The organism is Sphingopyxis sp. MG (assembly GCF_002953155.1).
In the GTDB taxonomy this organism is placed as follows: Bacteria; Pseudomonadota; Alphaproteobacteria; order Sphingomonadales; family Sphingomonadaceae; genus Sphingopyxis; species Sphingopyxis granuli.
This window is the reverse complement of sequence record NZ_CP026381.1, coordinates 529090-543069: the sequence shown is the minus strand read 5'-3', so window position 1 is coordinate 543069 and position 13980 is coordinate 529090. Positions and strand designations below refer to the sequence as shown.

12 protein-coding genes and 1 tRNA gene are annotated in these 13980 nt (G+C 64.9%); 1 reads left to right on the top strand and 12 read right to left on the bottom strand.

The annotated features are described in order from the left end of the window. Positions 1–25: 25 nt before the first annotated feature. Positions 26–1606 (bottom strand): hypothetical protein, encoded by a 1581-nt coding sequence (locus tag C3E99_RS02475; protein WP_067113713.1) that lies wholly within the window; start codon positions 1604–1606, stop codon positions 26–28. A gap of 319 nt (positions 1607–1925) precedes the next feature. Here C3E99_RS02475 and C3E99_RS02470 point away from each other — a divergent pair. After that, positions 1926–2012: transfer RNA gene (locus C3E99_RS02470), tRNA-Leu, on the top strand. A 367-nt stretch (positions 2013–2379) separates the two neighbouring features. Here C3E99_RS02470 and C3E99_RS02465 read toward each other — a convergent pair. From C3E99_RS02465 to C3E99_RS02415, 11 genes are all read right to left on the bottom strand, one after another. Then, entirely contained in the window at positions 2380–3603 is a 1224-nt protein-coding gene (locus tag C3E99_RS02465; RefSeq protein ID WP_104959348.1) for an NAD(P)/FAD-dependent oxidoreductase, read from the bottom strand. A gap of 13 nt (positions 3604–3616) precedes the next feature. After that, positions 3617–4681, bottom strand: coding sequence for a zinc-binding dehydrogenase (locus tag C3E99_RS02460; RefSeq protein ID WP_067108300.1), 1065 nt, complete (start codon positions 4679–4681; stop codon positions 3617–3619). A gap of 37 nt (positions 4682–4718) precedes the next feature. After that, positions 4719–5012, bottom strand: a complete 294-nt coding sequence (locus C3E99_RS02455) for a putative quinol monooxygenase (protein WP_067108298.1) — start codon at positions 5010–5012, stop codon at positions 4719–4721. Continuing rightward, positions 5012–6280 carry an acyl-CoA dehydrogenase family protein gene (locus tag C3E99_RS02450; RefSeq protein ID WP_076074253.1) on the bottom strand — a complete coding sequence of 423 codons (1269 nt, stop codon included), beginning with the start codon at positions 6278–6280 and terminating at the stop codon, positions 5012–5014. The genes C3E99_RS02455 and C3E99_RS02450 overlap by 1 nt, the downstream gene beginning before the upstream one ends. A gap of 68 nt (positions 6281–6348) precedes the next feature. Next, entirely contained in the window at positions 6349–7392 is a 1044-nt protein-coding gene (locus C3E99_RS02445) for a phosphotransferase family protein (protein WP_234002567.1), read from the bottom strand. 60 nt (positions 7393–7452) lie between these two features. Further along, positions 7453–9000 carry an acyl-CoA synthetase gene (locus C3E99_RS02440; protein ID WP_104959346.1) on the bottom strand — a complete coding sequence of 516 codons (1548 nt, stop codon included), beginning with the start codon at positions 8998–9000 and terminating at the stop codon, positions 7453–7455. A gap of 1 nt (position 9001) precedes the next feature. Next, on the bottom strand, positions 9002–9817 hold the full coding sequence (locus tag C3E99_RS02435) for a VOC family protein (protein ID WP_076074248.1): 816 nt from the start codon (positions 9815–9817) through the stop codon (positions 9002–9004). Further along, positions 9814–10602, bottom strand: coding sequence for an enoyl-CoA hydratase/isomerase family protein (locus C3E99_RS02430; RefSeq protein ID WP_067108291.1), 789 nt, complete (start codon positions 10600–10602; stop codon positions 9814–9816). The genes C3E99_RS02435 and C3E99_RS02430 overlap by 4 nt, the downstream gene beginning before the upstream one ends. Next, positions 10599–11411, bottom strand: coding sequence for an enoyl-CoA hydratase-related protein (locus C3E99_RS20060; protein WP_076074246.1), 813 nt, complete (start codon positions 11409–11411; stop codon positions 10599–10601). The genes C3E99_RS02430 and C3E99_RS20060 overlap by 4 nt, the downstream gene beginning before the upstream one ends. Then, on the bottom strand, positions 11408–12841 hold the full coding sequence (locus tag C3E99_RS02420; RefSeq protein WP_076074243.1) for an aldehyde dehydrogenase family protein: 1434 nt from the start codon (positions 12839–12841) through the stop codon (positions 11408–11410). Before C3E99_RS02420 ends, C3E99_RS20060 begins: the two co-directional genes overlap by 4 nt. Continuing rightward, positions 12834–13961 (bottom strand): NAD(P)-dependent alcohol dehydrogenase, encoded by a 1128-nt coding sequence (locus tag C3E99_RS02415; protein WP_076074241.1) that lies wholly within the window; start codon positions 13959–13961, stop codon positions 12834–12836. Before C3E99_RS02415 ends, C3E99_RS02420 begins: the two co-directional genes overlap by 8 nt. Positions 13962–13980: the final 19 nt, after the last annotated feature.

The window sequence follows — 13980 nt, the reverse complement described above, 5'->3', positions numbered from 1 at the left end:
GCTCCCCCGATCGGGTCGCGTCGGATCAGGTCGTCGGGATCGCGGTGCAGGCGCCGCTCGCCGACCCGAAGGAGGCGGTGGCCGAGTTGCACGTCCAGCCCTGATACCAGGTGTCGCTGGCGTCGCGGACGGCGCCGACATAGGCCGTGGTGTCGAAGAAGGCGTTCAGCGTCCTGGCATCGAACGGCTTGAAGCCGGTCTCGGTCGCGCCGTTGACGAACAGGTCGGCCAGCGTCGGCACATAGGTCGACCGGTTCTCCGCCCCCAGTTCGAAGATCGCCCGCACCTCCGCATCGGTGACGGCGGGGCTTCCGCCGCCGCGGAACGGCGTGCCGTTGCACTGCATCGAGACCGATTCGAAGCGCGGCGGGCCGGCTTCGTCGAGCGCGGGATTGGCGGCCTGCGTCGTCGTCGTGCTGTCGATGCGCAGGCAGCGGAACCCCGGCGCGACGATCAGGCCGTTGACGAAATTATAATCGGCCCCGCCGCGGATACGGATCGCGGCGCCGTTCCCCGCCGCATTGTTGCGGTGGATGAAGGTGAAGTTGGATATCGTCACGCGCTGGCGCGGCGACGCATTCTCGTTGCCGTCCGAATCGATCTCCATGATCGAGTCGCCGATCGTGCCGCCGGCGCGCTGGACCGCGATCACATATTGGATGTTGCCCTGATAGCCGACATCGGTGTCGAGGCTGTCGTCCTCGGCGCCGGTGATGACGAGGTGCTTCATGTTCACATTGCCGCCGAACACCTCGATACCGTCGTCGGAGCTGTTGTGGCTCTGGATATGGTCGAGCTGCGTGCCCGAACCCACGCCCGAGGGGGTCAGCGCCTGAAGCTCCTTGTCGGGCGCGAGGGTGAAGCCCGAATAGCGGAGCTGGACATAGGACATGCGGCCCGAGCTGTCGGCCTTGTTCGACCCGCCGTAATGGGCGCCGCTGGCACCTTCGGTCTCGCGGTAGCAGCTGTCGGTCCCCTCGACGACGCCCGGCCCCGGCGCGAAGCAGTCGGTGACCGGCGCGCGGCCCAGCAGCACGACGCCGCCCCACAGCTGCGAGGTGCTGTCGTCGGCCGAGCCGACGACGTTGCCGCGGCCGGTGAAGATGATCGGCTGGGTCGGGGTGCCGACCGCGTCGATCTTGTTGCCGCGGTTGACCGCGAGCCACGACACGCCGGTCGCGCCGAAGATGACGACGCCGGGGTCGATCGTCAGCGTGACGACCGTGTTGGTGCCCGACGGCCCCTCGTCCTTGCCGACATCGACGCGGCCCGGCAGCGAATAGATGACGCCCGGCACCTTGGGAATCGCGGTCGTCGCGTTGAAGCGCGCGGGGAAGCCGCAGTTGCGCCAGGTGCCCTGCGGGCCGCTGATCGTGCCGAGGTCGCTGAGCTGGTCGCTGCCCGCGATGGTCGGGCAGTTGGCGGCGGGGGTGACGGTGCCCGGCGTCGGGGTCGGCGTGGGGGTGGGGGTCGGCGTGGGCGTCGGCGCCGGAATGACGATCGTGCCCTCACCCGGCGAGGCGACGCCGTCGGCCCCGCAGGCGGCAAGGATGGAACAGGCCACGCCGCTGAGCATGACCAAACGAATGCGTGCGAATGCCGCCATGAAAATCTCCGTTCCCGGTGTGCGCCGCCTGGACGCTGCTGAAAAATCACCGGCGAACGAGGAGAGGCACCGCCGTCTCGCCCCCGGTGACGCCGCCACTAGGGTGATTCGATGACGGTCTGACGGTAGAGCGATGACAGAGGGATGACGCTTCGGAGTCGCTTCGATGACAGGCGCTCCGCCGCGCGGCGAAACGGCGCGCGCCGGGCGATGCGGGACGCGCGGAACAAAAGCGGCGAAGCTCGCTTGCATCCCCCCGAAAGCTTTGCTAGGCGCCCGCTCCTACCCGGTGCCGGACCCGTCCGGCCCAACATGATGTGCGGTCGTGGCGGAACTGGTAGACGCGCAACGTTGAGGTCGTTGTGGCCGAAAGGCCGTGGAAGTTCGAGTCTTCTCGACCGCACCATTATCGCCAGATTATGGCGTGTTTTTACTAGCCTGGCATAGTATCGGGTATTTTAGTCCACCTTCTGGCCCACCTTTCGATGCCGGTTGGCGTTTAGCCTGTAGGGACGCGACGATATTTCACACATATTCCAGGTGCTTACGAACCAGCATCGACTGCAGTTGGCCGTCTGCAGCCAGTCAGCTAGTGGTCAAGGATGCTGTAAAGCTGACGAAGAGCGTTGCTACCTCCGCTTGCCATGGGGATTGCGGTGCTTCTGGCGGTTGCGGCGGTGATTGTCATCGTGGTGCTGCGCCGTCTGCTTCGCGGCATCAGGACGACGCTGAAGCAGGCGCTGGGCGATGCGCCGCCTGGGGCTGTGTGAGCGTCAGGGTGCGAGGAGTTCCTTGAGCGGTATTCGGGTGTCGGCGAGCTGCCCGGGGGTTGCCAGCAGCCCCGCGGTGACGATCATGCGGCCCTGGACATAGTCCTTAGTCGCATTGACGCAGTCGATCGCGATCACCCTGCCCTGCTTCAGATAGACGACCGAGAAGCTGCGCGTCGCGGGGTCGCCGCGCAGAACCGCCCGGTCGTGCCCGGTCGACAGGCCCGCGGTCTGGAGCTTGAGGTCGTACTGGTTCGACCAGAACCACGGGATCGCATGATAGGGCGCCTCGTCGCCGCAAATGCCCTTGGCGACGACATTGGCCTGGTCATTGGCGTTCTGCACCGATTCGAGCCGGATCACCGCGCCTTCGGCAAAGGGGTTTTCGTGCGCCGCGCAGTCGCCGATCGCGTAGATGTCGGGAAGGCTCGTCTTGCAATGGCGGTCGACGAGCACGCCGTTACCACCCTCGGCACCCGCCGCGAGCAGCGGCTCGACCGCCGGGACGATGCCGATGCCGACGATGACGAGGTCGGCGGGGATGACCTCGCCGTCCGACAGGCGAACGCCGGTGACATGCGCCTCGCCCTCGATCGCCTCGACGCAGACGCCGAGCCGGAGGTCCACCCCATGCTCGCGATGCTCCTTTTCGTAGAAGCGCGACAGCGCCTCGCCCGCGACACGCGCGAGCACCCGGTCCTGCGCCTCGAGCAGCACGACCTTCTTGCCCGCCTTGGTCAGCACCGCCGCCGCCTCGAGCCCGATATAGCCGCCGCCGATCACCACGATCTGCCTCGCCGTCTCCGACGCCGCCTTCATCGCATCGGCATCGGCGCGGGTGCGCACCCCCTGCACTCCCGGCAGGTCGCCGCCCGGGATCGGCAGCATGCGCGGCGCGCCCCCCGTCGCCCAGACGAGCTTGCCGTAACCGATCGTCTCGCCGCCGTCGGTCGTGACGGTGTGCGCCGCCGGGTCGACGCTGACGACGCGCGTGCCGAGCAGCATCGTCACGTCGCGCTCGTCCCAATATCTGGCCGGACGCAGCTGGATGCGCTCGAATTCCTTCTCGCCCGCGAAATATTCCTTCGACAAGGGCGGGCGCTCATAGGGAAGCTCCGGCTCGTCGCCGACAATCGCAATGCTCCCCGCAAACTTCTGCGTCCGCAGCATCACCGCAACCTGCGCACCGCCGTGACCGCCGCCCACAATCAATACCTCAAAATGCATCGATAACGCTCGCTCAAGCGGATATGTGACCCGAAATGTCAGGCGCCGGCACGTCAAAGCTCACGATGATCTTGGCATGTTTCTCGGGATCCGCGAGCGCATCGAAACCAGCTGCGACCCCTTCGGGCGGCACGATTCCGGTCAGGACGGGTGTCACGTCGATCCGACCCTCGGCGATATTGTCGAGCGTGGAGCGGAATTCGCCCGAGGTGTAATTCTGCGCAAAGCAGATATCGATTTCCTTGTTGAAGGCGATCACCTGATCGATCGAGCTCGGTTCCAGGACGTTGCCGACGACGACGACAAATCCGTTACGCGGCAACTCTTCGATGATATGCTGTACGACGCCCGGCCTGCCGACACATTCGAACGCAACCGCGCGCTGCTTCCTGTTGCCGATCCGCGCCCAGACGGACGCCTGCGTCTCGTCAGCAGCATCGACAACGATGTCCGCCCCCATCGCCTCCGCGAAGCGGCGCCGCGCCGGTGAAAAGTCGATGGCGATCACCGGGCCCAGCCCGCGAGCCTTGAGCGCCGCGATCACGGCAAGACCGATGGGACCGCAGCCGACGACCATGATACGGGCATCTTCGGGGACGCGCGCACGCGCCACGGCATGCTCGCCGATCGCGAAGGGTTCGGTCAGCGCGGCGTGATCGGCCGACAATCCGTTGCCGACGGGAAACAGCAGACGTTCCGTCAATACCATCCGCTCTGCAAACCCGCCGGGGAAGCGGTTGGAATAGCCGACATATTCCGCGCCGGCAGGTCCGGTTATATAGGGCAGGCCGACCACCAGCGTCCCCGGCGCGAGCCGCTGGTCCGTGTTCGGACCATGATCCAGTATCTCCCCGCAAAACTCATGCCCGAACACGACATCCGCCCTGGGATCGGTCGGCAGGTGAGAGCCCGAGCGCGTCATCCCATCCAGGAAATTGGCCAGATGATGGCGTGCGTGCAGATCGGTGCCGCAGATCCCGCAGGTGCGGGTCCGCACGAGCACCTGACCTTCACCCGGAGCCGGTTCGGGTTGCTCGGCGACGATGAGTTCGCCGTTTCGGAGGACAACCGCGCGCATCAGCCTTTCCCCGCCGCGGCATAGTGATAATTTGCGATCATAATATGCCTTCCAGTTTCTCGATCGTGACGGGCGTGGCAAGGCATGGGCCAATGAGCCGCGCTCGCGCGCGGATCGTCTCGCGCTTGCCATGCGCCACGGCGGCATCCGCGGACGCATAGATTTCGAGCATGCGGTAGCGGCCGCCCTCGGCGTCGCGCGTCAGGCAATAGAGCAAGGTGTCGGGCTCGTTCGCCCGGACGTCCGCAATCATCGCTTCGATAATCGATCGGAACTCCGCGTCCTTGTCGGGCAGGATATCGAGCGTGACGATCGTCGCGACCTGCGCCATCAGACCTCCCCCACCAGCGCACGCGCCTCCGCTTCCAGCCGCGGGATGTGATAGGCGGGAAACAGGTCCGTCGACGGCACGACGTCGCGCAGAATCTGCCGCGCGACCGTGACCTTGTGCACTTCCGTCGGTCCGTCGGCGAGCCCGAGGACATAGGACATGGCGATCTGGTCCATGAAGGGCATTTCATGGCTCACGCCAAGCGAGCCGTGCAAATGCAGCGCCCGGCTCGCAACATCGTGCAGCACGCGCGGCATTGCCGCTTTCACGGCGGCGATATCCTTCCGCACCATCCGATAGTCCTGATATTTGTCGATCAGCCACGCGGTGCGCAGGACGAGCAGGCGGAACTGCTCGAGTTCGGTCCAGCTATCGGCGATCTTCTCCTGCACGGTCTGTTTTTCGGCGAGCAGACCGTCGCGCGTCCGCCGCGACACGACACGTTCGCACATCATTTCGAACGCCTTGCGCGCCTCGCCGAGCGTCCGCATCGCATGATGGATCCGGCCTCCGCCCAGCCGCGTCTGCGCGACCGCAAACGCCTGTCCGCGCTTCCCGAGCATGTTCCCGGCCGGAACCCTGACGCCATTGAAGCGCAGATAGGCATGCATCGGAACCTTCTCGCCGACATGGCCGACGTCACGGACGATCTCCAGGCCGGGCGTTCCCGCAGGAATGATGAACATCGACATCCGCTCGTGGCGCGGTGCGTCGGGATCGGTGACCGCCATGACGATGAAGAAGGCGGCGCAGCTTGCGTTCGAGGCGAACCATTTTTCGCCGTCGATTACCCATTCACCGTCCGTTTCGACCGCTTTCGTCGTGAACAGCGTCGGATCGGCGCCCCCCTGCGGCTCGGTGATCGAGAAGCAGGAGACGATCTCATTCTCGAGGAGCGGTTTCAGGAAGCGGTCCTTCTGCTCGGGTGTGCCGTAATGCGCGAGGATTTCCGCGTTGCCGGTGTCCGGAGCCTGGCATCCGAAGACTACCGATCCGAATTTCGACCGGCCCAATATCTCGTTCATCAGCGCGAGCTTGACCTGCCCGAAACCCTTGCCGCCGAGTTCGGGCCCCAGGTGGCAGGCCCACAGTCCGCGATCCCTCACCTGCTGTTGCAGCGGACGGACCAACCTGATGTTTCGCGGGTTGGTCACATCATAGGGATTGTCGAGTACATGGTCGAGCGGCTCCACCTTTTCGCGCAAGAACGCCGCCATCCAGTCGAGTTCCGCCTGAAAATCAGGATCGGTTTCAAAGTCCCAGCCCAAATCTACCTCCATGTTACATATATGAGTAAGTAAATATATCGTGAGTTTTGCCCTTCGGCGGCCTTTGCTCAATCGATAGTGGAAAGCGGAGGGTTACCCGCGATCAGTTTCGATGCGCGATCGAAAAGGAAAGCCGCCTGCGCATGAAGGCGATCGCCAATGGCAGGATCGGCTTTGCCCGCAAACGACCGCGCATGCGTTCCCTCGACCAATATTCCGAGCCGGAAACATCCAAGCACCGCGTACCAGCGGATGTGCGACAGATCGCGTGGACTGTTGCGTCCATAATGCTCGACCAGTTCCTGGGCCGTTGGAAAACCGATCCACGGATGCGCGCCGACCGTGCCCGGAACCGGGCCTTCGGCACCGGGCCAGGTCGCCACCACCCAGCCGAGATCGACCAGCGGATCTCCAATGCTCGCGAGTTCCCAATCGACGATGGCCGCCAGTTCGGGGCCATCGGGGCGAAACATGACGTTGGAGAGATGATAGTCGCCATGCACGATGCCAGGCGTGAAACCCTCCGGCTTGTGGGCCGTGAGCCAGTCGGCGACCGTCTGGACGCCCGGCAGACCGCTCGCACCCGGCCATCCTTCATACTGCCGATAGTCGTCGAGTTGCTTCAGCCAGCGCGGCACCTGGCGATCGAGATAGCCGTCGATCCGACCGATATCGCCGAGGCCCACCGCAAAGGGATCGATACGGCCGAGCGCCACGATGCCGTCGATGAGCGCGAAGCCCATCGCGCGCTGGATGCGCGCGCTTTCGGCATGAAGGGGCGGCAGACGGTCATGCGCGTTGAAGCCGTCGATCCGCTTCATCACGAAAAAGGATGCGCCCAGCACGTCGTGATCGGGGCAATCGGCGACGATCGGCGGGTGCGGAACATCGCTGCCGCGCAACGCGGTCAGAAAGCGCGCCTCGCGCCGGATCGTGGCATTTCCGTCATATTGGGGAAACAACGGCGGTCGGCGAAGAACATAACGCTCGCCCTCGCGGTCGAACGCCAGCAGGATATTCTGGGTTCCCCCCGCCAGAGGCACGACATTTTCCAGCGGCCCCGATCCGACGCCGGCATCGTCGAGCCATTGTTCCAGACGCGCAAGATCCACCAGACGGCTCGCGTCCCGATCGGCTCCGGCATGGCTGAGAAAAGAGTCCGACATCATCTGCTACGTCCCTGCCGTCGCCGCCTGGTCGGCGCGTTGCCGATATTCGTCGCGAAGCAGGCGCTTGTAGAGTTTTCCGGTAGGCTGGCGCGGCAGTTCGTCCCGAAAATCGATTTGCCGCGGCACCTTGAGCCCACTGAGGCTCGCGCGGCAAAACAGCTTCAGTTCCTCAGCGAGCGCTTCGCCGCCGTCGGCGGGATCGAGCGGCTGCACCACCGCGACCACGCGCTCCCCCATATCTTCGTCGGGTGCGCCGATCACCGCCGCATCCGCCACCTTCGGGTGCGTGACGAGCAGATTCTCGATCTCCTGCGGATAGATGTTCACGCCCCCCGAAATGATGGTGAAGCTTTTGCGGTCGGTCAGGAAAAGATAGCCGTCTTCGTCGAGCCGCCCGATGTCGCCGAGCGTCTTCCAGCCCAGCCTGTTGCGGCTTGCCGCCGTTTTTTCCGGATCGAGATGATATTCGAAATCGTTGCCGCCCGCGAAATAGACAAGTCCTTCTTTGCCTGCTGGCAGTGGTTCGCCTTCATCGTTGCAGATATGGACCTCACAGAGCCGCGCGCGGCCGACCGAGCCTTTCTTCACAAGCCATTCCTCGGTCGACAAATGGGTCGTTCCACAGGATTCGGTGCCGCCATAATATTCGTGGATGATCGGCCCCCACCACGCGATCATCGCTTCCTTGACCGGAACCGGGCAGGGCGCCGCGGCGTGAATGGCCGTGACCATCGACGACATATCGTATCGCGCCCGAACAGCTTCCGGCAGCTTCAGCATCCGCGAGAAATGGGTCGGCACCCATTGCGAATGCGTCACGCGATAGCGGTCGATCAATTCGAGCGCCCGCTCCTCGTCGAAACGCTCCATCAGGATCACCGTGCCGCCCAGACGATGGACGATCGTCGACCAGGACAGCGGCGCGGCATGATAGAGCGGGGCCGGCGACAGATAGACCATGTCGCGCGAACCGCCGTAGAGCGTGAGCATCAATTCGACGAGGTAATTGGGCTCGTCGATCGGGCCGGTCGGCAAGGGATGCTTGACGCCCTTCGGCTGTCCCGTCGTTCCCGACGAATAGAGCATCAGCGCGCCCGGCGATTCGTCGGCCACCGGCTCCGAAGGCATCGCCGCGACGGCATCTTCCCACGACCGAAAGGGCGACTCGATCCCGCCGGCCATATAGAGCGCGATGTCCGCCAGCCGATCGGCCAGCGGAAGCGCGACCGCCTTCAGCGCCGCGGACGTGACCAGAAGCTTTGCCCCGGCATTGCGAACGATATATTCGGCCTCGCCCGCCGTCAGCCTGGTCGAAATCCCGGTAAGATAGAGACCCGCACGCTGCGCCGCCCAGAAGATGGGATAATAATGCACGCTGTTTTCCATCAGCAGCGCGACATTGTCGCCGCGGCGAAGGCCGTGGCGGCGGAAAAGATGCGCTGCACGGTTGGCTGCCGCTTCCAGTTCGGCATAGCTCACCGCCTCGCCCGAACCGGCCATGATATAGGCGGGCTTGTCGGGCGTCGCGCGGGCATGAACGAACGGATGCATGTCAGCCCAACTCCCCGATCATCGGCACAGGCAGGAAACGCGCGCCGCAAATCAGGACGGCACCGTCCTCGACCGGCAGCCCGCGGCTTCGGGCACGCTCGATCGCGAGGCCCGGCTCGCGCATCGCAAGCGCGGTATAGGCGATACCCCGTCCATGCCGGTCGGTCGGGGTCACGAAACGAATCTCGGCACCGCGCAGCAACTCGATCCGCGGCGGCTCGTCACGGAGCGGCGCCGCGAGGACATGCGACCAGCGGCCCGCCGTGTCGACGGGATCGGCCGACTGGATCGCGACGGCGGCGATACCCTGAACGTCCGCGGTGCGCGCCGCAGGCCAGTTCGCGCCGCCCGCCGGATACCAGTGGCTATCGGCATCGCGCCAGTCCGGAGCGATCGGCGTGGAATCGATCGACGCCAATATGCCCCCGAACTCGCGCGGATGGATATGCGAACATTGGTGGTCCTCGACATCCATGACATCGACGATCTCGACCCCCGCCGCTTGAAGACGCGCGCGATGCGCCAGCGCGTCGGCCGCCTGCACGATGACCATATAGCCGCCATCTTCACCGCGTTTCGCCAGATAGCGGCCGGCCGAGGTGTTCGACTGAACGGGCTGGACCACCTCGATGAAATCGGAGCCCGCCGGCATCACGATATTCTTGAGGCCATAGTGGATGATCTCGGGGTCCCGGAAGGCGATTTTCAGTCCAAACACGGCTTCGAAATCGTCCGCCACCGGCTCGAGATCGGTCGACGCGAAGGCGACCTGTCGCAGCCGATAGTCCGCGCGGCCATTGTCGGCGACCGGCGTCATCGTCCCTGAAACCTGCCGGGGCGCTTCTCGGCAAAGGCGGCGAAAGCCTCCGCCCTGTCTTCGCTGTCGAACAGTTCCAGATGGCGCTCCGTCTCCAGCGCGACATAATCCGCGAAATCCATTCTCTCGGCGGCGAGATAATTGGCCTTCAATCCCCGGAGCGCCAGCGGCGCCATTCCGCAGAGCCGTGCAAGGAGAGCTTCGACTTCGGCCTCGAAAACTTCGTCGGGGAAGAGCCTGGCCAGCAGTCCGATCGCATGGGCCTCTGCGGCGTCGAACTTGCGCGGCAGAAAGGACAGATCGCGCGCGCGCGCCGCGCCGATCAGTCGGGGAAGCGACCAGGGAACGCCCATGTCGCCCGCAACCCCGACATCGAGGAACGCCGTGTTGAAACGAGCGCTGCGGTCGGCGACGCGAATATCGCACGCACACGCATATCCGAACCCCGCCCCGGCGCATCCGCCCCGGATCGCGGCGACCGTGACGGCGGGCATTTCATGGAGCAGAATGCTCGATCGGAAATCTTCGGGCCTGGCATCATCATGCCCCGCCTGAACATCGGGATCGCCATGATAAGCCTTCACATCGGCACCCGGACAGAAATCCTTGCCGTTGCCGCGGATCAGCAAAACCCGGATCGAAGCGTCCCGAGATGTCCGCTCAACCGCGTCGGCGAATTCGGCGGAGGTTTCGTCGGTCAGGCTGTTGCGGGCATGGGGCCGATTGAATTGTATCTGCGCGACCGCATCCCGGCGATCGAAGAGGATCGTGCGATAATCGCTCATGGCAACCGCACCTCCAGCGACCCGAAACGCGGCTCGCGGCGTTCGACGAAACTGCGCGCGCCCTCTTCGGCGTCGGAATGGGCGAGTGCTTCGTTCATCTGCCATTCGCACTCGATCGAGGCCTCGCGCAGGGCGGCCGACCAATGGGCATAGACCTGCCGCTTGATGACCGCCATCGCGCGCGGAGATACGCTGGCGGCGAGTTCCTCCACATAAGCCGCAACATCGTCGAGCAGCGCTTCGGGGTTGGAGATACGATCGGCGAGCCCGATCGCCAGCGCTTCGCGAGCGCCCACCTTGCGCGAGCTCCACAGCAGGTCGAGCGCGCGGCTGGTGCCGATCTGGCGAGGCAATATCCAGCTCATCGCATGTTCGGCGATCAGGCCGCGCCGCGAAAAGATCGTCGCCAGATAGGCATCGTCGGCGACGACGCGCATGTCGCACATCATGGCGAGCACGAAACCGCCACCGGCTGCCACTCCGTTGACCGCTGCGATTACCGGCTTGGGAACGCGCAGCAGGAAACTGAACAGCGCCGGAAGGTCGCCATCGCGGATATGATCGCGGCCCTCGCTCTCACGCCCCTCGGTCACGCTCTGTTCGAGGAGGCTCACGTCGATTCCGGCGCAGAAAGCACGCCCCGTTCCGGTGACGACGATCGCGGTAATCGCACTGTCCCGTACCGCCTCGTCGATCCGATCCCGAAAGGCCGCCAGCATGTCATAGGTGAAGGCATTCAGCTTGTCGGGCCGGTTCAGGCGGACGATCGCCACCCTGCCCTTCACCTCATAACGGATATCGTCGCTCACGCTCCGCGCCCGCCGGCCTTGCGCAGGACGATCGTCTGCGGATTGGTATATTCAAGCATGCCGTCGATGCCATTTTCGACCCCCATGCCCGACTGCTTATGTCCGCCGAAGGAAGCGAAAGGCGTCACATGGAGCACCTCGTTGATCCAGACCGTCCCGGTCTCTAGCCGCCCTGCAATGGCGAGCGCGGCTTGCTCGTCCTTCGACCAGACCGATCCCGCCAGACCATAGTCCGACGCATTGGCACGCGCGACGGCTTCGTCGACCGAGTCGAATTTCATCAGCGGCAGAACGGGACCGAACTGCTCTTCCGCGACGATCCGGGCGTCATCCGGCGGATTGTCGACGAAGGTGATCGGAACGAAGTAGCCGGGCCCGTCCGGCACTTCGCCCGCCGTGCGCAGCGCATAGCCTTGCTGCCGGGCGTCTTCTATCAGATCGACGACCCGCCGATATTGCAGCCGGTTCTGGATCGGCCCGAGGTCGACGCCCTGATGCGCGCCGTTCCCGACCTTCACCGTCGCGGCATAGGCGGTCAAGGCGTCGAGCAGTTCGTCATAGATATCCGCATGGATATAGACGCGCTTGGTCGCGATGCAGATTTGCCCGGCGTTGAAGAAAGCCGCCCAGAACAGCTTCTCGGCGGTGTCGCGGACATCGACATCGGGCAGGACGATCGCGGCATCGTTGCCGCCAAGCTCAAGCGTCACACGTTTCAGCGTGGCGGCCGCCGACGCCATCACCTTGCGGCCTGTCTGGGTCGAGCCCGTAAAGCTGATCTTGTCGATACCCGGATGCGCGGTCATCCACGGGCCCAGTTCGTCCTGCCCCGTCACGATGTTGAGCACGCCCGGCGGCAGTACCGCCTGCAACGCCTCACCGATGCGAAGCGTCGTCAGCGGCGTGAAGGGCGACGGTTTCAGCACCATCGTGTTCCCGGCGACCAGTGCCGGTGCGACCTTCCACATCGCCAGCGCGATCGGGAAGTTCCACGGCGCGATTCCGCCGACTACGCCGATCGGCACGAAATGCGTTTCGGACCGTCGTTCCGCGTCATCCTCGTTGACGATCAACGGCGGCGACAGCGTCGACACCGCTTCGCACCAACGCGCGCCGTCGAGCAGATCGGCCTCTGCGGCCGCGTGCGGCTTGCCCTGTTCGGCCGTGAGGAGGTATTTCAGGTCGCCCGCCAGCTCGCGGATCACCTCGCCGATCCTCGCCACCAGCCGCTGCCGTTCGGCAAGCGGCGTCGCCCGCCAAGCCGGAAACGCCCCCCGCGCCGCCTCGACCGCTTCGTCGAGTTGAGCGCGGCTGCAATCGGGTGCGCGGCCGACGACCTCCTCGGTCGCGGGATTGAGGACATCGAACCATGCGGTGCCGGCAACCGGACGGCCGCCGATGGTCATGGCGAAAGCGCCCGGTTCAGTCATTGGCTTCCCCCTTGCCGTGATCGGGAATGAGGACCGCCTTGATGCAGCGCCCCGCATGCTGGTCTTCGATCGCGCGGTTGATGTCCGCCAGCGGATAGGTCGTCACCAGCCGGTCGTATGGAAAGCGCCCGGCCTTGTAGTGCGCGATCAGTTCGGGAATGAAGACGTCGGGATCGCTGTCGCCTTCGATGATACCCTGGACATGATGGCCCGCCAGGATAAAGCTGTTGACGTCCAGTGTGATCGTCGTGTCCGCCGCCTGCGCCGAGACCATGCCGAAATGACCGCGCACGGCGAGCGATGCCAGCACGGCGGCGAACGAGTCCGGCCGGCCGGTGGTATCGAAGGCATAATCGACCCCATCGGGAAGGATATCCCGCACCGCAGCCGCCACGTCGTTGCCGATCGGATCGATCGCATGCGTCGCGCCGAGTTCGAGCGCGAGATCGCGGCGCGCGGCATGCGGCTCGACCACGATGATCGTGCCGCACCGCTGCACCGCGCCACCCATCACCGCCGCCAGCCCCACCGATCCCCCGCCGACGACGAGCAGCGACGAGCCCGCGGGGCAGGCAAGCAAACGCATCACGCCCCCCGCCCCGGTCTGGATACCGCAGCCGAGCGGCCCCAGCAGTTCAAGCGGAACCTCGTCGTCGTCGATACGCACGACATTGCTTTCATAGGCGAGCGCATATTCGGCAAAGGAGGATTGGCCGAAGAAGTTGGACGAGATCGGCTGACCGTCGAGCCGCACCGCCTTGCTGCCGTCGGGACGCGCGCCGCTCATGTTGAGACCGCCGAAATGCTGGCAATAACTCGGCATGTGATCGGCGCAACTGCGGCACGCCCCGCACGAACGGAAGCTGAGGGCAACGCGGTCGCCGGGCCCCACTTTCGTCACGGCGGACCCGACCTTGACCACTTCGCCCGCGCCCTCGTGCCCCAGCACCGCTGGCGATCCGACCGGGATGAACTGGTCGCGGGCGATGAGGTCGGTGTGGCACAGGCCGACGCCCGCAATGCGGACGAGAATCTCGTCGGCGCGCGGTTCGTCCAGTTCGACCTCGCTCCAGCCGAATTCGGCAACATCCTCACGCGCGATCGCAGCCTTGCACTTCATCGGTCATACCTCTTCATGA